Source organism: Stutzerimonas stutzeri (assembly GCF_018138085.1).
GTDB classification, from domain to species: Bacteria; Pseudomonadota; Gammaproteobacteria; order Pseudomonadales; family Pseudomonadaceae; genus Stutzerimonas; species Stutzerimonas stutzeri_AI.
The window spans coordinates 873,385-893,033 of the sequence record NZ_CP073105.1 but is presented as its reverse complement, the minus strand read 5'-3'; the positions used below and the strand labels follow the sequence as shown (position 1 = coordinate 893,033).

The 19,649-nt window shown below is 64.3% G+C and carries 19 protein-coding genes; 7 read left to right on the top strand and 12 right to left on the bottom strand.

The window, feature by feature from the left end:
• Positions 1 to 75 precede the first annotated feature (75 nt).
• Positions 76 to 2,082 (bottom strand): ribonucleoside triphosphate reductase, encoded by a 2,007-nt coding sequence (locus tag KCX70_RS04260; protein WP_212619392.1) that lies wholly within the window; start codon positions 2,080 to 2,082, stop codon positions 76 to 78.
• A gap of 235 nt (positions 2,083 to 2,317) precedes the next feature.
• Between KCX70_RS04260 and KCX70_RS04255 the strand changes: the two genes are divergently transcribed.
• Together KCX70_RS04255 and KCX70_RS04250 are read left to right on the top strand one after the other, a co-directional pair.
• Complete coding sequence (locus KCX70_RS04255) at positions 2,318 to 2,995, top strand: Crp/Fnr family transcriptional regulator (protein WP_212619391.1); 678 nt, start codon at positions 2,318 to 2,320, stop codon at positions 2,993 to 2,995.
• A gap of 91 nt (positions 2,996 to 3,086) precedes the next feature.
• Positions 3,087 to 3,491 carry a putative zinc-binding protein gene (locus KCX70_RS04250; protein WP_212619390.1) on the top strand — a complete coding sequence of 135 codons (405 nt, stop codon included), beginning with the start codon at positions 3,087 to 3,089 and terminating at the stop codon, positions 3,489 to 3,491.
• A 70-nt stretch (positions 3,492 to 3,561) separates the two neighbouring features.
• Here the strand turns inward: KCX70_RS04250 and ubiT are convergent, their stop codons facing one another.
• The 5 genes from ubiT to norR form a co-directional block, all read right to left on the bottom strand.
• Positions 3,562 to 4,056 (bottom strand): ubiquinone anaerobic biosynthesis accessory factor UbiT, encoded by a 495-nt coding sequence (gene ubiT / locus KCX70_RS04245; protein ID WP_212619389.1) that lies wholly within the window; start codon positions 4,054 to 4,056, stop codon positions 3,562 to 3,564.
• On the bottom strand, positions 4,050 to 4,940 hold the full coding sequence (locus KCX70_RS04240; protein ID WP_212619388.1) for a U32 family peptidase: 891 nt from the start codon (positions 4,938 to 4,940) through the stop codon (positions 4,050 to 4,052). Before KCX70_RS04240 ends, ubiT begins: the two co-directional genes overlap by 7 nt.
• 14 nt (positions 4,941 to 4,954) lie before the next feature.
• On the bottom strand, positions 4,955 to 5,950 hold the full coding sequence (gene ubiU, locus KCX70_RS04235) for a ubiquinone anaerobic biosynthesis protein UbiU (protein WP_102847022.1): 996 nt from the start codon (positions 5,948 to 5,950) through the stop codon (positions 4,955 to 4,957).
• Positions 5,951 to 6,262: 312 nt separating this feature from the next.
• Positions 6,263 to 6,472 carry a hypothetical protein gene (locus KCX70_RS04230; RefSeq protein ID WP_102847023.1) on the bottom strand — a complete coding sequence of 70 codons (210 nt, stop codon included), beginning with the start codon at positions 6,470 to 6,472 and terminating at the stop codon, positions 6,263 to 6,265.
• A 94-nt stretch (positions 6,473 to 6,566) separates the two neighbouring features.
• Positions 6,567 to 8,096, bottom strand: a complete 1,530-nt coding sequence (norR, locus tag KCX70_RS04225; protein WP_102847024.1) for a nitric oxide reductase transcriptional regulator NorR — start codon at positions 8,094 to 8,096, stop codon at positions 6,567 to 6,569.
• A 147-nt stretch (positions 8,097 to 8,243) separates the two neighbouring features.
• Between norR and ytfE the strand changes: the two genes are divergently transcribed.
• The 4 genes from ytfE (at position 8,244) to KCX70_RS04205 (ending at position 10,258) form a co-directional block, all read left to right on the top strand.
• A complete protein-coding gene (ytfE, locus tag KCX70_RS04220) occupies positions 8,244 to 8,915 on the top strand; it encodes an iron-sulfur cluster repair protein YtfE (RefSeq protein ID WP_102852945.1) in 672 nt (223 codons plus the stop codon).
• 54 nt (positions 8,916 to 8,969) lie between these two features.
• Positions 8,970 to 9,107: a hypothetical protein gene (locus KCX70_RS04215; RefSeq protein WP_165788516.1), complete on the top strand. Its 138-nt coding sequence runs from the start codon at positions 8,970 to 8,972 to the stop codon at positions 9,105 to 9,107.
• A 136-nt stretch (positions 9,108 to 9,243) separates the two neighbouring features.
• Positions 9,244 to 9,927, top strand: a complete 684-nt coding sequence (locus KCX70_RS04210) for a Crp/Fnr family transcriptional regulator (RefSeq protein WP_102852944.1) — start codon at positions 9,244 to 9,246, stop codon at positions 9,925 to 9,927.
• Between the two features lie 133 nt (positions 9,928 to 10,060).
• Entirely contained in the window at positions 10,061 to 10,258 is a 198-nt protein-coding gene (locus KCX70_RS04205) for a DnrP protein (RefSeq protein ID WP_212619387.1), read from the top strand.
• Between the two features lie 674 nt (positions 10,259 to 10,932).
• Here the strand turns inward: KCX70_RS04205 and KCX70_RS04200 are convergent.
• The 6 genes from KCX70_RS04200 to KCX70_RS04175 all read right to left on the bottom strand — a co-directional run bounded on the left by KCX70_RS04200 (position 10,933) and on the right by KCX70_RS04175 (position 17,533).
• Positions 10,933 to 12,777: a nitric oxide reductase activation protein NorD gene (locus KCX70_RS04200; RefSeq protein WP_212619386.1), complete on the bottom strand. Its 1,845-nt coding sequence runs from the start codon at positions 12,775 to 12,777 to the stop codon at positions 10,933 to 10,935.
• An 81-nt stretch (positions 12,778 to 12,858) separates the two neighbouring features.
• Positions 12,859 to 14,286, bottom strand: coding sequence for a cbb3-type cytochrome c oxidase subunit I (locus KCX70_RS04195; RefSeq protein WP_212619385.1), 1,428 nt, complete (start codon positions 14,284 to 14,286; stop codon positions 12,859 to 12,861).
• Between the two features lie 3 nt (positions 14,287 to 14,289).
• Positions 14,290 to 14,730, bottom strand: coding sequence for a c-type cytochrome (locus tag KCX70_RS04190; RefSeq protein ID WP_102847029.1), 441 nt, complete (start codon positions 14,728 to 14,730; stop codon positions 14,290 to 14,292).
• 1,169 nt (positions 14,731 to 15,899) lie between these two features.
• Positions 15,900 to 16,151 carry a cytochrome C oxidase subunit IV family protein gene (locus tag KCX70_RS04185; RefSeq protein ID WP_102847030.1) on the bottom strand — a complete coding sequence of 84 codons (252 nt, stop codon included), beginning with the start codon at positions 16,149 to 16,151 and terminating at the stop codon, positions 15,900 to 15,902.
• Positions 16,152 to 16,161: 10 nt separating this feature from the next.
• Complete coding sequence (locus KCX70_RS04180; RefSeq protein WP_212619384.1) at positions 16,162 to 16,743, bottom strand: cytochrome c oxidase subunit 3 family protein; 582 nt, start codon at positions 16,741 to 16,743, stop codon at positions 16,162 to 16,164.
• A complete protein-coding gene (locus KCX70_RS04175) occupies positions 16,727 to 17,533 on the bottom strand; it encodes a CbbQ/NirQ/NorQ/GpvN family protein (protein WP_212619383.1) in 807 nt (268 codons plus the stop codon). Before KCX70_RS04175 ends, KCX70_RS04180 begins: the two co-directional genes overlap by 17 nt.
• 357 nt (positions 17,534 to 17,890) lie before the next feature.
• Here KCX70_RS04175 and KCX70_RS04170 point away from each other — a divergent pair, with 357 nt between their 5' ends.
• Positions 17,891 to 19,600, top strand: coding sequence for a nitrite reductase (locus KCX70_RS04170; RefSeq protein ID WP_212619382.1), 1,710 nt, complete (start codon positions 17,891 to 17,893; stop codon positions 19,598 to 19,600).
• The last annotated feature ends 49 nt before the right edge of the window (positions 19,601 to 19,649 follow it).

Sequence of the window (19,649 nt, the reverse complement as noted above, 5' to 3'; positions counted from 1 at the left end):
CGCCGCCCTCGCGAGAGGGACTCGGCGTCCCCCTCGCGCCTACAGGTCGGTTCGGTGTGTCATTCGCGACCCGGCTCAGGCGCAGCAATTTTGCTGCCTGGCCAGCAGCGCCTCGTCGCATTTGGGGCAGAACTCGTGCTCGCCGGCGAGATAGCCATGGGTCGGGCAGATCGAGAACGTCGGGGTGATGGTCAGGTAAGGCAGGCGGAAACGGCCCAGCGCGGTGCGCACCAGATGCTTGCAGGCCTGCGCCGAGGAAATCTGTTCGGCCATATACAGGTGCAGCACGGTGCCGCCGGTGTACTTGGTCTGCAGTTCGTCCTGCAGCACCAGCGCCTCGAAGGGGTCGTCGGTGAAACCCACCGGCAACTGCGAGGAGTTCGTGTAGTACGGCGCCTCGGCGGAACCCGCCTGGAGGATGTCCGGGAAGCGCTTGCGGTCTTCCTTGGCGAAGCGATAGGTAGTGCCTTCGGCCGGCGTCGCCTCAAGGTTGTAGAGGTGCCCGGTCTGCTCCTGGAAGCGCACCAGCTGCGCCCGCACGTGATCCAGCAGCTGGACCGCCAGGCGTCGCCCGGCCTCGGTGTGCAGCCCTTCGGCGTCCTCGGTGAAGTTGCGCACCATCTCGTGCAGGCCGTTCACGCCAATGGTGGAGAAATGATTGCGCAGGGTGCCGAGATAGCGCTTGGTGTAGGGATAGAGGCCGGCGTCCATGTGATGCTGGATGACCTTGCGCTTGACCTCCAGGCTCTCCTTGGCCATGTCCAGCAGTGCATCGAGATGCTCGACCAGCCCGGCCCAGTCACCGGCATGCAGATAACCCAGGCGGGCACAGTTGATCGTCACCACCCCGAGCGAGCCGGTCTGCTCGGCCGAACCGAACAGCCCGCCGCCGCGCTTGAGCAACTCGCGCACGTCGAGCTGCAGGCGGCAGCACATCGAGCGCACCTGGTTGGGCTGCATGTCCGAGTTGAGGAAGTTCTGGAAGTACGGCAAGCCGTAGCGCGCGGTCATCTCGAACAGCCGCTCGGCGTTCTCGCTGTCCCAGGGAAAATCATGGGTGATGTTGTAGGTCGGGATCGGAAAGGTGAACACCCGCCCCAACCCGTCGCCGGCCTGCATCACCTCGATGTAGGCGCGGTTGATCATCTCCATCTCGGCCTGCAGCTCGCCATAGGCGAAGGGCATCTCGACGCCGCCGATATAAGGGATCTGCTCGCGCAGGTCCTCCGGGCAGACCCAGTCGAAGGTCAGGTTGGTGAAGGGCGTCTGCGTGCCCCAGCGCGACGGCACGTTGAGGTTGTAGATGAACTCCTGGATCGCCTGGCGGACCTCGTCATAGCCGAGCCCGTCCTTGCGCACGAAGGGTGCGAGGTAGGTATCGAAACTGCTGAACGCCTGGGCGCCGGCCCATTCGTTCTGCAGCGTGCCGAGGAAGTTGACCATCTGCCCCAGGGCGCTGGACAGGTGCTTGGGCGGGCCCGCCTCGACGCGCCCGGGGATGCCATTGAAGCCCTCGTTTAGCAGCGAGCGCAGCGACCAGCCTGCGCAGTAGCCGGCGAGCATGTCCAGGTCATGGATATGCAGATCGCCCTCGCGGTGCGCGGTGCCGATGGCCGGGCTGTAGACCTCGTCCAGCCAGTAGTTGGCGGTGACCTTGCCGGCCACGTTGAGGATCAAGCCACCGAGCGAGTAGCCCTGATTGGCGTTGGCGCGCACCCGCCAATCTTCCCGCGACAGGTACTCGTTCATCGAAGCAGCGACGTCGATCACCGCCTTGCGATCACGGCGCAGGCGCGCATGGCGTTCGCGGTAGACGATGTAGGCGCGTGCCGTGTCGTAATGCCCCGCCTCCATCAGCACGCGCTCGACGGCGTCCTGGGCCTGCTCTACCGCCACCACCCGTTGCGACAAGCGCGCCAGCACCCGGGCGGCGAGTTCGTTCGCCTCGGTTGCTTCGAATTCACCGGTCGCCCGGGCTGCCGCCTCGATCGCCGCACCGATCTTGCTCGCCTCGAAGGCCACCAGTCGACCGTCGCGCTTTCGCAGCGACACGGGTTGATCCACATCCACGAGCCCAGGCATCACGTCTCCACCACCATATGTAGATAAACAATAAAACGAAACCACAAGATGATGTGAAATTTAGAGGATGCCCGCCCAAAGCGAATTGACCAGAGTCAATGCCCGTCGGCTGTTTTTCACCGCCAGCATGAGCCGCCTGCGGGCCGCGATCTTGTCTCGAATCAAGGAAAGATCGTCGTCGGCGCTTCTAGCATGCAACCTCGAACAATCCCGGACGCGTACCGGTGGAGGAACCATGCTCACCGAAACATCCCTTGTTGCGGGGCTTCGCCGCCACCACCTGTTCAGCCGCTTGCCCGAGGGTGCGCTGCAGGAGGTCTGTGCCTCGGCCAACCTCAAGCGCCTGCCCGCCGGCGCCTCGCTGTTCCACCAGGGCGACAAGGCGGAGCGCTTCTACTTCCTGTTCAGCGGTCAGGTGAAACTGCACCGGGTGGTCTGCGATGGCCAGGAGAAGCTGGTGGAGGTCATCCGGGCTGGCGAATCCTTCGCCGAAGCGCTGTTGTTCACGGGCGCGCCGAACTACCCGGTCAGCGCCACCGCGCTCAAGGCCAGTCTGGTCGCCAGTCTGCACGGTGCGCACTACCGGCGCATGCTCGAGCAGCATCCGAGCATCTGCCTGGACATCCTCGCGACCCTGAGCATCCGCCTGCACCAACGCCTGAACGAGATCGACACCCTGACCCTGGCCAACGCCAGCCATCGCGTGGTGCGCTTTCTCTATCAGGAGCAGGAGAACAACAGCGGCGTGGTGACCCTCGACGTACCCAAGCGGCTGATCGCCTCAAAGCTGGGCATCCAGCCGGAAACCTTTTCGCGGATCCTGCACCGGCTGATCGAGTCGGGAATGATCAGCGTCCAGCGACGACGTATCGAGATCCTCGACAACCAGGGCCTGGCGGCGTACCAGGAGTGACCGACGCCACTGCCGGTTCTTGATGATCATCAAACGTGCCCGGCATCAGGAGCCCGATACTGTGGGGCGAATTGCGCAACAGGAGACGAGGATGCCGACACCCCACCTGCCGCTGGTATACGCCTGCTCGGGTTGTTCCAACGTGGCGCAATTGGCCAACACCCTCGCGGTGCGCCTCGACCGCAGCGGACTGGCGGAAATGTCCTGCATCGCCGGTGTTGGCGGCCGCGTCGCGGCGCTGGTCAACAAGGCCCTCTCCGGCCGTCCGATCCTGGCCATCGACGGTTGCCCGCTGCATTGCGCGCTGGTCTGCCTGGCGCAGCACGGCGTCACCCCGGATGAACACGTCACCCTCAGCAGCTACGGGCTGCGCAAGCGCTATCGGCAAGATTGCTCCGAGGCCGACGCCGACGCACTGTTCGAGGACATGAAAGTCATCGTCGCCAGCGATCGGATGCAGCGGGGCGTGGATAACGACACAGCCCCGGACAGGTGACAGCGGTTCGGTACATCAGTCCTTCCAAGCGCTCACCAACGGTCCCTCCACGGCGGCCGGCCTCAGCCGGTCACGCCCTGGCGGCCTGGGTCCGCCCGGCTGCGGCCACTTCCTCACCGGCCCCCTGCAGCAGTTTCCACAGCCAGCCCGGCAGCGTGTCCGGGTCGAGGCTGTCGATCAGGTTCTTGATGGCCAGCCCCAGTTCGGTGTCGCCTTCGATCACCAGCCGGCGCCGGAAGAACAGCGTATCCGGGTCTTCCTGGCGGCTGGCCAGCAGCAGGAACTCGCGCCAGTTGCCGCGAATGGTCACCTCTACCGGCGCCTGTGCCGCGATGCGCAGCTGCTCGCGCTCGCAGGTCAGGCACCAAGCCAGACCGAGGTCGGCGACCTCGAGCCGCATCCAGTGGCCATCGAGCACATCGAAGGCGCCGTCGCCCAGCGCTTCGGCGAAAACCTGATTGAGGCTGCGCTCCAGCGCCAGGCGCTGGAGCAGGAAGGGCGTCTTGGCTGCGAGCGGCAGCAGTCGGCCGCCGAGGTTCACCAGATGAGCACGCGGGTTCAGCATAATCCGGCCTCCTCGGCACGCAGCATACCCGGCTGGCCATGCCAGTAACCGTTGCAGCCATCCACCGCCAGCGGCGGTTGTGCGCCCTTGCGCACCGCGTCGAAAGCGCCGATCACCCCTTCCATGCCGACAGCGCGGGGGCTCAAGCGCAGCAGGTCGGCACCGCTGTCGATCAGTCCCGAATAGTCGGCGAGCAGGTTGCTGACCGAGGCGGACATGGTCTGGATACCGTTGATGGTGAATAGCGCCTCGCCTTCCTGGCTGAACAGGGCGATGCCCTCCGGGTAGTTCTGGCAGCACAGCTGGCAATCATCCTTCGGCCGGTTCTCGGCGCGGGCGGTGAAGCAGCGTGCCGAATAAGCGAGCGGCAGGTGGCCGTAGGCGAAGATCTCGATTTCCGGCAACGCCGCGCCCAGCTCCAGCAATTGCGCGCGGGCACGCTTGATCAGCACGCCGGAGGCTTCCACCGGCGGCACCCAGCGGGTCATGCCGCTGGCCACCAGCTCGGCCAGGGCATGGCCGTTGTACAGGTTCAGCGCCGGACCACCGACGAAGGGCAGCTTGCGCTCGGACATCAGCTGCACCGCACCCATGTCGTTGGCCTCCACCAGCAGCTCACCGTTGTCGCACAGCCGGCGCAGGCTGGACAGCTCGGAGGCGGCCTCGACCAGGGTCAGGCCGGACATCACCAGTTGCGCCGAAGAGGCTTCGGCCAGGTCTCGAGCCAGCCCCAGCCAATCGTCGAGCATCAACGCCCGGCGCTTGGAGCACACCGTTTCACCCAGATAGATCACGTCCAGCGGCTGGCTGGCCATGTTGGCGTAGAAGTCCAGCGTCTGCTGGCGATCCCAGAAGAACAGCACCGGACCGAGAGACAGTTTCATGCGCGGATCCTTATTCATTGCCAGGCCCGGTGGTAGGCGCCCAGGGTGGTCTGCGAGCCTTCGGACAGGCCGTCCAGCACCCGCCGCCAGCCGGGTTCGACCGCATAGCGCTGCGGCGCCTTGAGGTAGCTGTCCAGCGCCGCACGCCAGACGCGGGTGACCTGCTCGACATAGGCTGGGCTGCGCTGACGCCCCTCGATCTTCATCGCGGTCACGCCGATGGCAGCGAGCTCGGGAATCAGGTCAAGGGTGTTCAGGCTGGTCGGCTCCTCCAACGCGTGAAAACGCTGGCCGTTGACCATGAAGCGGCCCTTGCACAGCGTCGGGTAACCGGCCGACTCACCCTCGGCGTAGCGGTCGATCAGCACGTCGTTCAGGCGTGAAGTGAGTCCTTCCGGCTCCTCGCTCCAGCGCACCGCCTTGGCCGGCGAACACACGCCACAAAGGTTAGGCGACTCACCGGTGAGGTAGGACGACAGGTGGCAACGGCCCTCGGCCATGATGCACAGGCTGCCGAAGGCGAACACCTCGATCGGCACCGGGCTGCTGGCGGCGACCTGCTTGACCTGCTTGAGCGACAGCACCCGTGGCAGCACGGCGCGCTTGATGTTGTAGCGCTGCTGATAGAAGGCCAGCGCCGCGGCATTGGTTGCCGAGCCCTGAACCGACAGGTGCAGGTTGAGCTGCGGATGGCGCTTGGCGGCATAGCCCAGCACCCCGGGATCGGCGGCGATCAGCGCATCGACACCCAGGGCCGCGGCCTGATCCACGGCGCGTTGCCAGCGGTTCCAGCCGTCGGGCTGGGCGTAGGTGTTGACGGCGATATACAGCTGTCGGCCCTTCTCGCGGATCAGCTGCAGCCCCTTGTCGAGCTGCTTTTCATCCAGGTTCAGACCAGCGAAATGGCGGGCATTGGTGTCGTCGCGAAAACCGACATAGATGGCATCGGCGCCCTGCTGGACGGCGGCCTTCAGCGCGGGCAGGCTACCTGCCGGACAGACCAGGTGCATGGCAACTCCTAGACATGCAAATCGTGCGCACCGTGCAATGGCACGGTACCCGCCCGGACCGGACGGAAAGCCGGCAGTCTAGGTAGCGGACCTGTAACAGGCATTGATGAACGTCAAGGGAGCGAACCGCCACGTAAAGCGGTAACGCCCCTCAGCTGGCTCCAGGACGGTCCCGCCGGGGCGCTGGAGCACGGCGCGGCGTACAGGCGCCACGCTCAAACGCCTGGTGGCGCTTCAAGCAGGCGCGAGGGCAGCCGGACAGGCCGGCCGGCGCTCTACTCGCCTGCGCGAGCCGTTTCGCTACGGCTCAACTCAGATGCCTTCATCTCCTTCGAACTCCTCGGTGGCCCGCGCGACCATCTGCCGCCAGGCGCCCGACTCTTCGGCCAACAGCCGCATGGCCTTGATGCTGGCTGTGAAAGCCTGTTGATAATGCTGCGGATCGTTTTCGCTGGCGGCGCGCTCGGCGTGGCTCAGCGCCTCGGTCAGCAGTGCGTCGAACTGGTCGTGGTCCAGGGCCATGGGGGCTCTCCTCGATGAAGGGTAATGTGTGCAGCTTAGACCACCGCCCTCTCGACATGACTCGCGCAGGCTGATGGCAGGCGCCGCCTCGGCATCACTTCAGCTTTAATCGCCTGGCCAGCTTGTGCAGGTTGCTCGAGTCCACGTCCAGCAGCCGGGCCGCCTGAGCCCAGTTCTCGCCGCTGGCCTCCAGCGCCTGGACAATCGCCTGGCGTTGAGCGTTATCGACGGCTTCGCGCAGCGGAACGATCTGTGCTTCCAACGGCTGCGCCGACGCTTCGGCAACCGGGGCCAGCGCGGCGGACCGGGTGCTTTCCAGATCGAGCAGATCGGGCTCCAGGGTGAGGATTTCGCTGCGCGAGGCGCCACGGCTAAGCAGCCGCAGCGCCGCGCGACTGATCACATGTTCCAGCTCGCGCACGTTGCCCGGCCAGCCATAACCGAGCAAGGCGCGCTCGGCGGCCGGTGATAGCCGCATGCTGCGCAGCCCCAGCCGGGCGCGGTTCAGCTCGAGGAAGTAGCCAGCGAGGATCAACACGTCGTTGCCGCGCTCGCGCAGCGGTGGGATCGGCGCCGGATAAACCGACAGGCGATGGTAGAGATCGGCGCGGAAATGCCCGTCGCGCACGCTCTCGCGCAGGTTGCGGTTGGTCGCCGCGATGATGCGTACGTCGACCTGGCGCGGCTTGTCGGCCCCCAGGCGCTGGATCTCGCCATTCTGCAGGGTGCGCAGCAGCTTGGCCTGCACCACCAGCGGCAACTCGCCGACCTCGTCGAGCACCAGGGTGCCGCCGTTGGCTGCATCGAAACGGCCGGGCCGGTCGGTGGTGGCGCCGGAAAACGCACCTTTGACGTGGCCGAACAGCTCGCTTTCGGCCAGCGACTCGGGCAAGGCGGCGCAGTTGACCAGCACCAGCGGCTTGTTACGCCGTCGCGAATGACGGTGCAGCCAACGAGCGAACAGCTCCTTGCCCACGCCGGTCTCGCCCAGCAACAGCACCGGCAGCTCGGAGTCGGCGACCACTTCCAGCTCGCGCAACAGATCGGCGATCACCTGGCTCTGCCCTAGGATTTCGCCGTCTCCCGGCAGCGGTGTGCTCTCCAGTACGTCGGTGCGGGCCAGGCGCAACCCGCGGTTCTCGTGTTCCAGCCGGGTGATGCGAATGGCCGCCTCGATCACCAGGGTGTAGCGCTGCAGATCGCGCCGCGCGTCGTCGTCGAAGGTGCCGGCATGCAACGCATCGAGGGTCAACGCGCCCCACAGCTTGCCTTCGACAAACAGGCTCACGCCCATGCAATCGTGCACCGGCAGGGGTTCGCCGACGTGCTCGTCCAGCAGCCCATCGTACGGATCCGGCAGACGGCTGTCGGGTTCGAACCAGGTGGGCTCGCGCTGCGAGAGGATCGCCGCGAGCCGCGGATGTTGCGCCACGACGAAGCGCCGGCCCAGCGCCTCCTGGACCAGCCCTACCGCCGCGAGCGGGCGCAGGGTGTCTTCGTCCAGGCGCAACAACACCACCGCGCCGCAGTTGAAACGCTGGTGCAGGGTGTGCACCAGCCGTTGTAGCCGAACGGCATTGGGCAGCTCGGTGACCAGGTCGGCCAGCAACGCTTCTTCCATCATGGTATTTACGACCCTTGAGGTTTTTTAAACCCTACAGCGTCCAGGTAGTTTTAACCAACTGTAATTTTTACGGCATGCAAATCAAGGACTTGGCCGTGGCATGGAGCTTGCCCTGATTGGAGCATCTCCACCCACGGAAATGCCACCATGAGCATCGCGCTTACCGAACAGACCCTGGGCAGCCTGGCCTGCCTCATTCCCGGCGCCACCCGCGTGTTTCGCCAGTACAAGCTGGATTTCTGCTGCGGTGGCAACACGCCGCTGCGCGATGCGGCGCTGCAACGCAATCTCGACGCACAGGCCATCGCCGAACAGCTGGCCGCGCTGGACAGCGCCACACCGAGCGAGCCGGATTGGCGCAACGAGCCGGCCGCGGCGCTGATCGAGTTCCTCCTGGAGCGCTATCACGAACGCCACCGTGAGCAGTTCCCCGAGCTGATTCGCCTGGCCAGCCGCGTCGAGCAGGTGCACGGCAACAAGGCCGACTGCCCGCTCGGACTCGCCGAACACCTGTGGGCCATGCAGCAGGAACTCGAGAGCCACATGCTCAAGGAAGAACAGATCCTCTTCCCCATGCTGCAACGCAATATCCAACTGCCCCAGACCCAGGGACCGATCGCGGTAATGCGCTTCGAGCACGACCAGCACAGCGCCGCCCTGGCGCGACTGGCCGAGCTGACCCAGGACATCACCCCGCCGGCCAACGCGTGCAACACTTGGCGCGCCCTCTATCGCGGGCTGGAGGAATTGCGCGACGACCTGATGCACCACATCCATCTGGAAAACAACATCCTGTTCGCCAATGCCTCGGCACACTGAGGCACGCGCGCACCAGCGGGCCGCCGCGGCCCGCCCCTGTAGTACGGAGGCAAGATGAAAGCGATCATTCAACCCATGGTGTGGGGCCTGGCCATCGCCGCGATGCTGTCGCTGGCGACCAGCGTTGCGCTCGACCTGGCGGTCAGCACCGTGCAGCCTGGCAGTTCCGAAAACCGTACGCTCACGCCCTGACCGCGACTCTGCAACCGGCCTGGGTCAACACCCGGGCGGCATAACTGGGCTAGGCTCAGCAATTGTTTTCGGACCCGCCAGCCCTGAGGCGCCGGCCCGAGAACGCCCAAAATTTGAAGATGACAGGATGCCTTGCATGGTGCTTCACCGCGTACATAACCAGATCCTTCGCAGCCACCACCTGTTCGAGCCGCTGAACGACGAGCAGATGGACGAGCTGATGAGTGCCAGCCAGCTGCTCAATCTCGACAAGGGCGACAATCTTTTTCATCAGGGCGAACCGGCGCATTCGTTCTATTTCGTGATCTCCGGTGCGATCAAGATCTACCGCCTGACCCCGGACGGGCAGGAAAAGGTATTCGAGGTAATCGGCAACCGTCAGACCTTCGCCGAAGCAATGATGCTGATGGACACGCCCAACTACGTCGCCTCGGCCCAGGCCGTGTGCCCGACGCAGGTCTATCGGTTCTCCAACGCCGCCTATATGCGCCTGCTGGAGGCGAACCAGAAGCTGTCCTTCGCGCTGCTGGGCAAGCTCAGCGTGCGCCTGCACCAGCGCATCAACGAGATCGAGACGCTGTCGCTGAAGAACGCCACTCACCGGGTGGTGCGCTACCTGATGACCCAACTGGCGCGCCTGAAAGACGAAGGAAACAGTTTCGAACTGCCGATGGCTAAGCAGCTGATCGCCGGGCACCTGTCGATCCAGCCGGAGACCTTCTCGCGGATCATCCGCCGCCTGATCGACGAAGGCATCATCACCCAGGAAGGCCGGCAGATCACCATTCTCGATCGCCAGCGGCTGGAACAGTTCGAGTGATCGAACACCGCAGGCGTATCCGCCTGCCAGCGACATACCGCACCGCGGACGGCATTGCCCAGGGTTGATTGCCGTCAAGCCTGGAGCGCCACCGGGCATGGCAAGCTGGGCGTGACCTACGGAGAACGCCGCCATGCCCAGGTGCTTGTACTGTCAACAACTCAACCCGCCGCAAGAAGCCGAATGCAGCCACTGCGGCATGCCCCTGCCCGCGCATGCCGACACCGCATGCGAACGACGCCAGCGCAAATTCTTCTGGTTCTGCATCGCCCTGACGGTGTTCTGTGCCGTGATGATCGTCTGGCTGCCACGCCATTTTTTCCCAGGATGACCGCCGGCTCACGTTAGGGAGGATCACGCTTCACCGATCCACGGGGTGGCCATCCACCACGCTAGGGGGCGGGCGGCGACCCGCGGCGAATGGCGCCGGCTCGGTGCCCGAAAAGCTTCGCCCCGAGGGCGGGCCTCCTACAAAAAACGACAGTGCACATCGCGGCCCTTGTGGGAGGCGCGACCCGCGGCGAATAGGGCTGCAATCCCGCTGAGAAGCCAAAGAAGCTACGCAACCCTGCAAGCTCGCAAAACCAAAAAGCTTCGCTCCGAGGCAGCCTTGCACAAAAGCAGCCGTAGGGTGGATCACGCTTCTCCGATCCACGGGTGGCCATCCACCACGCCAGGGCGGACGGCGGCCCGCGGCGAATGGCGCCGGCTCGGTGCCCGAAAAGCTTCGCCCCGAGGGCGGGCCTCCCACAAAAGCAGTCCGAGCATGGCGTCGATCTATACCGGTGGCATGCTTTTCTGTGGGAGGCGCGACCCGCGGCGAATAGGGCTGCAATCCCGCTTAGAGCAAAAAAATCTACGCAACCCTGCAAGCCCGCAAAACCAAAAAGCTTCGCGCCGAGGCGGCCTTGCACAAAAGCAGCCGTAGGGTGGATCACGCTTCTCCGATCCACGGGGTGGCCATCCATCGAGCGGCGTCACGGTGGATGTAAAGAGCGACATCCCCTACGGCTGGGTCAGCTGCTTGTAGAGCTGCGGCAGGCGGAAAGGAAGCTGCTGCGGGTCCTTGATCAGGGTGTAGCCGTTGGCGCCGAACATGTACGGCAGGTAGTCGCCGGCTTCCTGGTCGATGGTGATGCAGAACGGCAGCAGGCCCTGGCGCCGGGCTTCTAGTACAGCCTGGCGAGTATCCTCGACACCGTAGCGGCCCTCGTACAGGTCTAGGTCGTTGGGCTTGCCGTCGGTCACCAGCAACAGCAACTTGCGCCGCTGCTTGCAGTTGCCGAGCAGTTCGGTGGCCTGGCGAATGGCCGCGCCCATGCGGGTGTAGTAGCCGGGTTTGAGCGCCTGGATGCGACCGCGGGTGTCGTCGCCGTAGCGCTGTTTGAAGCTCTTGAGCTCCTGCATGCGCACCTGATGGCGACGCAGCGAGGAAAAGCCGTACAGGGCGAAATCATCCCCCACCGCAGACAGCGCCTCGCCGAACAGCAACAGGCTGTCGGTGATCACGTCGATCACCTTGTGCTCGTCGTCCAGGTGCGCGTCGGTGGACATGGACAGGTCCGCCAGCAGCAGGCAGGCCAGGTCGCGGCGGTTCTGCCGTTGCTCCATGAACAGACCACGCTCGGCGCACTGGCCGTGCTGGCGCTCGACGTGAAAATCCAGCCAGGCCTGCATGTCCAGCTCCGAGCCCTGGGGTTGGCCGCGCAGCCATTGCCGGTCGTTGCGCAGGTGCTCGAACTGACGACGCAGCTTGCGCGCCAGCGGGCTGAGCCGCAGCGGCAGGCCCATGGGTTCGGAGCCGCGCGGCAGCATCATCTGCAGACTGACGAAATTGGCCTGCATGTGCTGCTTGCGGTAATCCCACTCGGGCAGCTTGACGCCCTCGCCCAGCGGGATGTCGTCGACGTCCGACGGCGGCAGGTCGAGGTGCAGCTTGAGGCCGCCGCCCTTCTGCATGCGCTGACGTGACATGGCGATCTCATCCAGGTCCTCGGCGACGCGCGAAGCATCCTCGTTCTCGCTGTCGTCGCCCTGGCGATCCAGTTCGACATGCTCGGACCAGCTGAACAGGTTCTCCAGGCGGAACAGCATCAGGCCGCCCTTGCTGGTGCTGTCCTCGACCCGCTTGGCGCGCTTGCGCAGGCCCTTCTGCTCGGTCGGTGGGGCCTGCAAGTGGTTGTCCTGGTCTTCTTCGGTGAGCTCGGTGGCCTGGGGCACACCGAGGTTCTCCGCCGGGTACAGCCACATCGGCAGCGGCCAGGGTGCGACTTCGCTGCGGGGGAACTGTAAGACGCTGCCCGGTTCGCGCAATGCCTGGCACAAGGCAAGTTCCAGCTGACCCTCGGCACGCGGCAGGCTGGCCGGATCCGGGCGCAGTTGCAGATGCGCCTCGACCAGCCGCTCGTAACGCGGCCGCATGGCCGGGAAGCGCTGGAGAATGGATTGGGTCCAGCGCTGGTTGTCGCGCGCCCAGTGGCGCATTTCGCCCGCCTGCGCCGCGAGCAGCGCCAGCCAGCGATAGAGATCCTGGTTGAGTGAGATTTCGGGGTAGACGGCAAGGCGCTGCGGCAAACGCAGATTGCTCGCATCGCACCAGGCGACCGGCAGTTGCTTGCAGGTGCCGGCGACCTGTTGCAGCAGGTTGCGGCGCAACATCAGATCACGCGCGTTGGCGGCCTCCACGCCGACGCCGCTGGCCCCGCCCATCGCACGAAACAGCACCGACAGGCTGCGTTGCATGCTCTCCAGCTCGACGCTCGCCTCGGGAAAATCCGGGCTGGCGCGGCGGGTGATGAAGCGGTGCCAGACACTGCCGACCCACTCTTCGACTTCGACGGTAAAGGCCATTGCGATTACTCCGTTACGCCCTGTGAAAACGGCAACGGCCCGCTCAAGTCAGCCGGGCCGTTGCTCATGTTGCGATCGGACTCAAGCCGCAGCGACAGCAGCGGGCGCGTCGGCGGTGACCCGGCCACGCTGCCTGAAGCTGCTCAGGTAGCAGATCAGACCGATCATGAAGAACACCCCGGCGATCAGCCGCAGCCAGAAGAACACCCGCAGTTGCTCGGCGGTATTCATGAAGGACATCGCTGCCCCGTCGGCCGGAATCCGCTGCAACCAGACCTGTACTAGGCCAGCGGCAGTCAGGAACAGGGTGATCATCACCATCGAGATGGTCATCAGCCAGAAGCCCCAGATCTCGACGCGCTGAGCACGGGCATCTGGCGCTTCACCCAGGCCCCGCAGGCGCGGCATGGCGTAGCTGATCATGGTCATGATGATCATCGCGTAGGCACCGTAGAAGGCCAGGTGACCGTGGGCAGCCGTCAGTTGCGAGCCGTGGGTGTAGTAGTTCACCGGTGCCAGGGTGTGCAGGAAGCCCCACACGCCAGCCCCGAGGAACGCCGTCACGGTCGTGCCGATGGCCCAGAGCGAGGCAGCCTTGTTCGGATGCTGGCGACGGCGACGGTTCACCATGTTCAGCGAGAACAGCACCATGGCGAAGAACGGCAGCGGTTCCATCGCGGAGAAGATCGAGCCCAGCCACAACCAGACCTCAGGCGCACCGATCCAGAAGAAGTGGTGACCGGTACCGATGATGCCGGTGATCAGGGCCATGGCGATGATCACGTAGAGCCACTTCTCGATCACTTCGCGGTCGACGCCGGTGATCTTGATCAGCACGAAGGCCAGCATCGAACCCATGATCAGTTCCCACACGCCTTCGACCCACAGGTGCACCACGAACCACCAGTAGTACTTGTCGCGCGCCAGGTTTTCCGGGTTGTAGAAGGAGAACAGGAAGAACACCGCCAGGCCGACCAGACCGGTCATCATCACCATGCTGATCGCCGTCTTGCGGCCTTTGAGCATGGTCATGCCGATGTTGTAGAGGAAGCCCAGGGCGACCACCACGATACCCATCTTGGTGATGGTCGGTTGCTCGAGGAACTCGCGGCCCATGGTCGGCAGCAGCTCGTTGTGCGTCAGCGCGGCCAGGCCGGCGTAGGGCACGAAGAGGTAGCCGAGAATGGTCAGCACGCCGGCGGCGGCGAAGACCCAGAACAGGATGATCGCCAGTTTCGGGCTGTGCAGTTCGCGGTCCGCTTCCTCGGGGATGAGGTAGTAGGCCGCGCCCATGAAGCCGAACAGCAGCCAGACGATCAGCAGGTTGGTGTGGACCATCCGTGCGACGTTGAACGGTAGCAACGGGAACAGGAAGTCACCGACGACATACTGCAGGCCCATGATCAGGCCGAACAGGATCTGGCCGACGAAGAGCATCAGCGCAAACACGAAGTAGGGTTTGGCGACGGCCTGCGATTGAAACTTGAGATGCGGATTCATGATGCTCATCTCTTAGCCCTCCTTGTTTGGCGGCCAGTTGTTGGTGTCGATCTTCGAGGTCCACTTGAGGAATTCGGCGAGATCGTCGACCTGCTGCTCGCTCAGGTTGAACTGGGGCATCGCCCTGCGCCCTGGAGCGCCCAGAGGCTGTGCCTTCATCCACGCCTGCAAAAAGGGCTTGAAGGCCGCATCCTCGCCGCGACGCACGAAGACGTTGCCCAGCTCCGGCGCGAAGTAGGCGCCTTCGCCCAGCAGGCTGTGGCAGCCGATGCAGTTGTTGTTCTCCCAGACGGCCTTGCCGCGTACCACTGACTCGGTCAGCGTCGCTTCGTTGGAACGGTCTGGAAAGGTCTGCTCTGTGTGATAGGTCAGGCCTAGAAACACCAGGAAGAAGAACACGCTTCCCCCGAAGTAGATGTTTCTGGCCATCCCCTTGGTAAAGGTCTCGGACATGGTCGCCTCCTCATGGCGTTGGCGTGGCCAGTTTAAGAAGGCAGCTATCGAAACCTGCTTGATGACAATCAAGAAAAACCTGAACGTGAAGGTCGGGTTTATTCGGGTGCTGAAAAGCTCGCGGTCGAGACCGCTCCTACAAGTCCGTGCGTACCGTGGGACCGGTCTTGACCGCGAAGCTTTTGCTTCAAACGAGAGCCGCGGGATTGGCTATTAGCGAGACGCTTTGGGATACATGCGGACACCGAAAAGCTCGCGGTCGAGACCGCTCCTACAAGCCCGTGCGCTCCTACAAGTCTGTGCGCACCGAGGGAGCGGTTTTGACCGCGAAGCTTTTGCTTCAAACGAGCGATGTGGGATTGGCTAGTACCGGGGCGGTCTGGGGATACATGCAGACGCTGAAAAGTTCGCGGTCGAGACCGCTCCTACAAGTCAGCGCACACCGTGGGAGCGGTCTTGACCGCGAAGCTTTTGCTTCAAACGAGCGCCGCGGGATCGGCTAGTACCGAGACGGCCAGGGACACATGCGGACACCGAAAAGCTCGCGGTCGAGACCGCTCCTACAAGTCCGTGCACACCGTGGGAGCGGTCTTGACCGCGAAGCTTTTGCTTCGAACGCACTACGCGGGATCGGCTAGTACCGGGGCGGCCTGGATACATGCAGACGCTGAAAAGCTCGCGGTCGAGACCGCTCCTACAAGTCCGTGCACACCGTGGGAGCGGTCTTGACCGCGAAGCTTTAGCTTCGAACGCACTACGCGGGATCGGCTAGTACCGGGGCGGTCTGGGATACATGCAGACGCTGAAAAGCTCGCGGTCGAGACCGCTCCTACAGGTCCGTGCACACCGTGGGAGCGGTCTTGACCGCGAAGCTTTTTGGACTCAAACGCACTGCGCGGGATTGGCTAGTACCGGGGCGGTCTGGGGATACATGCAGACGCTGAAAAGCTCGCGGTCGAGACCGCTCCTACAGGTCCGTGCACACCGTGGGAGCGGTCTTGACCGCGAAGCTTTTTGGACTCAAACGCACTGCGCGGGATCGGCTAGTACCGGGGCGGTCTGGGGACACATGCAGACGCTGAAAAGCTCGCGGTCGAGACCGCTCCTACAAGTCCGTGCACACCGTGGGAGCGGTCTTGACCGCGAAGCTTTTGATCGAAGCTCGCGACCTACACCATCATCGCCAACAGAATTCCGCCGGCCATCGCCAGCGGCCAGCAGAGCAGCAGCAGGCGCCACATTCGCGGTGCGTGGCGCAGTTCCATGAAGCCGTCGGATATCAGCCAGGCCTTGACCAGCGCAACCGCCAGCACCCCGGCGGCGAGCAGCAGGGTCGAGCCGGAGCTGCCCAGCAGCACGGTGAGCGTGGTCAGCAGCGCAAGGCCGAACCAGCAGAGCACCAGCACGATCGACGCGGACATCCGCCCCTCCTCAATTGATGATGTAAACCAGCGGGAACAGCAGCACCCAGACCATATCCACCATGTGCCAATAGAGCACCCCGGACTCCAGCCCGGCGCAGTCCGACGCCGTATAGGCGCGGCGGCGGCAGCGCTCGGCCATCCAGCCGAGGATGACCATGCCCAGCAGCACATGCAGGAAGTGAAAGCCGGTGAGAATCCAGTAGAGGGTGAAGAAGGTGTTGTGCTCCAGCCCCAATCCCAGCGCGGAAAGGTGGCTGTACTCGTTGAGCTTGAGCACCACATAGACGCTGGCGCTGATCAGCGCGGTCAGCAGCAGCACCGCCGCGCGGCGCGACTGGGCCATGCGCACCTGCTCCACCGCCAGGGCGGCGAACAGGCCGGAGGTCAGCAGGCTCAGGGTCAGCGCCAGGCCGATCGAGCTGTCCAGCGCCGCCCGGCTTTCATGGAACAGCTCGGGGTTGAGCCATTGCGCCACGGCAAAGGCCAGGATCAGAATCGCGAAGACGGTCAGCTCGGCGAGGATGAAGAACCACATCGCCAGATCGCCCGGCAATCGCCGCGTCGTGCGGGCCTCAAGCGAAGTGGACATCAACCACATCCATCAGCGCCGCGACGGTTTGCGCATCATCCGACAGCGGCTCGGCCAGGCAGGCCAGGCAGGCCTCTCGCGGGCTCATGCCGGAGCGGATCATCCGCGCGGTGAAGATCAGCAGGCGGGTCGAGGCGACCTCTTCCAGATCATGCTGCTCGAGACGGCGCAGGGCCTGCCCGAGCTTGACCACCTGATGCGCCAGCGTGGCGTCCACCTGCGCCTCGTTGGCGACGATGCGCACCTCCTCGGCGGCTGCCGGATAATCGAAGCGCATCGCGACGAAACGCTGCCGGGTGCTGGGCTTCATGCCCTTGAGCAGGTTCTGGTAGCCGGGGTTGTAGCTGACCACCAGCATGAAACCCGGCGGTGCCTTCAGCGCCTCGCCGGTACGCTCGATGAACAGCTCGCGGCGGTCGTCGGCCAAGGGGTGAAGGACGACCGCGGTGTCCTGCCGCGCCTCGACCACCTCATCGAGGTAGCAGATGCCGCCTTCACGCACGGCACGGGTCAGCGGGCCGTCCTGCCACCAGGTGCCCTGGGCGCCGATCAGGTGACGGCCGACCAGATCCGCCGCACTGAGGTCATCGTGGCAGGCCACGGTGTACAGCGGCAGGTTGAGCCGATGGGCCATGTGCTGCACGAAACGGGTCTTGCCACAGCCAGTCGGGCCCTTGATCAGCACCGGCATACCGTGGCGCCAGGCCTGCTCGAAGAGCGCCTCCTCATTGCCCAGCGACTGGTAAAACGGAGCACCAGGCAGGTCGGCAAACTTCTCGGGCGCGTTCATTGGCAATACCTCACGGCGGCAGTTGGTTAAGCATCTGCCGCCAAACTAACCGTCAGGTCAGGCGCCCTCAAGGCGTCCTCCGGCGAAGCTTGATTACGGTCAAGCCCAGCCTCAAATGAGCGCTCGCGAACCGACCGGCAGCACCGGCCGGCCGGCTTTCCTTTCCCTTTTCGCCACGCGCAACAGGCGCCCCGCGACACGGCGTCACGCGCCGGGCATCACCACGGCTCTCTTGATTGCCATCAAGCGCTTTCGCGCGGAGCCCACCATAGGATGCAACCGCACACAGCAAGACCCGGGAACTGCCACATCGCCGTCACTAGCAGGAACCGCACGAAGCGGTCAGAGGAGAAAGGTATGAGCAAACATTTACTGGCAGGCGTTCTCGCCGGCTTTTCACTGCTCGGTCTGGCAGTCGCCCAGGCAGCGGTCAATGCGGAAAACGCCGACGCGGCGCTCAAGGGCGAGGCCAGCGTCATCGATCCGGCGAGCGCCCAGGTGCTCCACACACCCGGCGCTCCGGACCTGAGCACCGCTGAATTCGACAAAGCCAAGGAAATCTACTTCCAGCGTTGCGCTGGCTGCCACGGCGTGTTGCGCAAGGGCGCGACCGGCAAGCCGCTGACCCCCGACATCACGCAGGAGCGCGGCCAGGCCTATCTTGAAGCCCTGATCACCTACGGCTCGCCTGCCGGCATGCCCAACTGGGGCACCTCCAACGCGCTCACCAAGGACGAAATCACCTTGATGGCCAAGTTCATCCAGCACACCCCGCCGACGCCGCCGGAGTGGGGCATGGGCCAGATGAAGGATTCCTGGAAGGTACTGGTCAAGCCAGAGGATCGGCCGAAGAAACAGATGAACGATCTCGATCTGCCCAACCTGTTCTCCGTCACCCTGCGCGACGACGGCAAGATCGCCCTGATCGACGGCAAGACCAAGGACATCGTCAAGACCATCGACACCGGCTACGCCGTGCACATCTCGCGCATGTCCGCTTCCGGGCGTTATCTGTTCGTGATCGGCCGCGACGCAAAGATCGACATGATCGACCTCTGGGCCAAGGAGCCGATCAAGGTCGCCGAGATCAAGGTGGGCGTCGAAGCCCGCTCGGTGGAGACCTCGAAATACAAGGGCTACGAGGACAAATACGTGATCGCCGGCGACTACTGGCCGCCGCAGTTCACCATCATGGACGGCGAGACCCTGGAGCCGCTGCAGATCGTCTCGACCCGCGGCATGACCGCTGCGACCCAGGAGTACCACCCGGAACCACGCGTGGCGGCGATCATCGCGTCGCACGAGCACCCGGAGTTCATCGTCAACGTCAAGGAAACCGGCAAGGTCATGCTGGTCAACTACGAAGACATCGACAACCTGACCACCACCACGATCGGCACCGCGCCCTTCCTGCATGACGGCGGTTGGGACGTCAGCCATCGCTACTTCATGACGGCGGCGAACAACTCCAACAAGGTCGCGGTGATCGACTCCAAGGACCGCAAGCTCGCTGCCCAGGTCGACGTCGGCAAGACCCCGCACCCGGGTCGCGGCGCCAACTTCGTGCACCCGAAATTCGGACCAGTCTGGGCCACCAGCCACCTGGGCGACGAGACCATCTCGCTGATCGGCACCGATCCGGACAAGCACCCGGACCAGGCGTGGAAAGTGGTCGAGACCCTCAAGGGCCAGGGCGGCGGCTCGCTGTTCATCAAGACCCACCCGAAATCCAAGCACATCTACCTGGACACCACCTTCAACCCGGACGCCAAGGTCAGCCAGTCGGCCGCGGTGTTCAACATCGACGATCTGGGGGCGGGCTACACTGTCCTGCCGATTGGTGAATGGTCCGGCCTGACCGGTGGAGCCAAGCGTGTCGTGCAGCCGGAGTACAACAAAGCCGGCGACGAAGTCTGGTTCTCGGTCTGGAGTGGCCAGGAGGAGCAATCGGCGATCGTGGTGGTCGATGATAAGACGCTAAAGCTGAAAAAGGTGATCAAAGACAAAAGGTTGATCACCCCAACCGGTAAATTTAACGTCTACAACACTCAGCACGACGTGTACTGAGTGCCCCGTCGGGGGAGCGCAGACTCCCCCATCTAGCCTTGAGGAAGTA

Coding starts and splice junctions, on each gene's coding strand:
- KCX70_RS04185 (WP_102847030.1), bottom strand. CDS start 16,151: ATGTCCGCGTCGATCGTGCTGGTGCTCTGCTGGTTCGGCCTTGCGCTG.
- KCX70_RS04170 (WP_212619382.1), top strand. CDS start 17,891: ATGAGCAAACATTTACTGGCAGGCGTTCTCGCCGGCTTTTCACTGCTC.
- KCX70_RS04240 (WP_212619388.1), bottom strand. CDS start 4,940: ATGAAACTGTCTCTCGGTCCGGTGCTGTTCTTCTGGGATCGCCAGCAG.
- KCX70_RS04215 (WP_165788516.1), top strand. CDS start 8,970: ATGAAAGCGATCATTCAACCCATGGTGTGGGGCCTGGCCATCGCCGCG.
- KCX70_RS04200 (WP_212619386.1), bottom strand. CDS start 12,777: ATGGCCTTTACCGTCGAAGTCGAAGAGTGGGTCGGCAGTGTCTGGCAC.
- norR (WP_102847024.1), bottom strand. CDS start 8,096: ATGATGGAAGAAGCGTTGCTGGCCGACCTGGTCACCGAGCTGCCCAAT.
- KCX70_RS04255 (WP_212619391.1), top strand. CDS start 2,318: ATGCTCACCGAAACATCCCTTGTTGCGGGGCTTCGCCGCCACCACCTG.
- KCX70_RS04195 (WP_212619385.1), bottom strand. CDS start 14,286: ATGAGCATCATGAATCCGCATCTCAAGTTTCAATCGCAGGCCGTCGCC.
- ubiU (WP_102847022.1), bottom strand. CDS start 5,950: ATGCACCTGGTCTGTCCGGCAGGTAGCCTGCCCGCGCTGAAGGCCGCC.
- KCX70_RS04210 (WP_102852944.1), top strand. CDS start 9,244: ATGGTGCTTCACCGCGTACATAACCAGATCCTTCGCAGCCACCACCTG.
- KCX70_RS04180 (WP_212619384.1), bottom strand. CDS start 16,743: ATGTCCACTTCGCTTGAGGCCCGCACGACGCGGCGATTGCCGGGCGAT.
- ubiT (WP_212619389.1), bottom strand. CDS start 4,056: ATGCTGAACCCGCGTGCTCATCTGGTGAACCTCGGCGGCCGACTGCTG.
- KCX70_RS04190 (WP_102847029.1), bottom strand. CDS start 14,730: ATGTCCGAGACCTTTACCAAGGGGATGGCCAGAAACATCTACTTCGGG.
- ytfE (WP_102852945.1), top strand. CDS start 8,244: ATGAGCATCGCGCTTACCGAACAGACCCTGGGCAGCCTGGCCTGCCTC.
- KCX70_RS04175 (WP_212619383.1), bottom strand. CDS start 17,533: ATGAACGCGCCCGAGAAGTTTGCCGACCTGCCTGGTGCTCCGTTTTAC.
- KCX70_RS04230 (WP_102847023.1), bottom strand. CDS start 6,472: ATGGCCCTGGACCACGACCAGTTCGACGCACTGCTGACCGAGGCGCTG.
- KCX70_RS04205 (WP_212619387.1), top strand. CDS start 10,061: ATGCCCAGGTGCTTGTACTGTCAACAACTCAACCCGCCGCAAGAAGCC.
- KCX70_RS04260 (WP_212619392.1), bottom strand. CDS start 2,082: ATGCCTGGGCTCGTGGATGTGGATCAACCCGTGTCGCTGCGAAAGCGC.
- KCX70_RS04250 (WP_212619390.1), top strand. CDS start 3,087: ATGCCGACACCCCACCTGCCGCTGGTATACGCCTGCTCGGGTTGTTCC.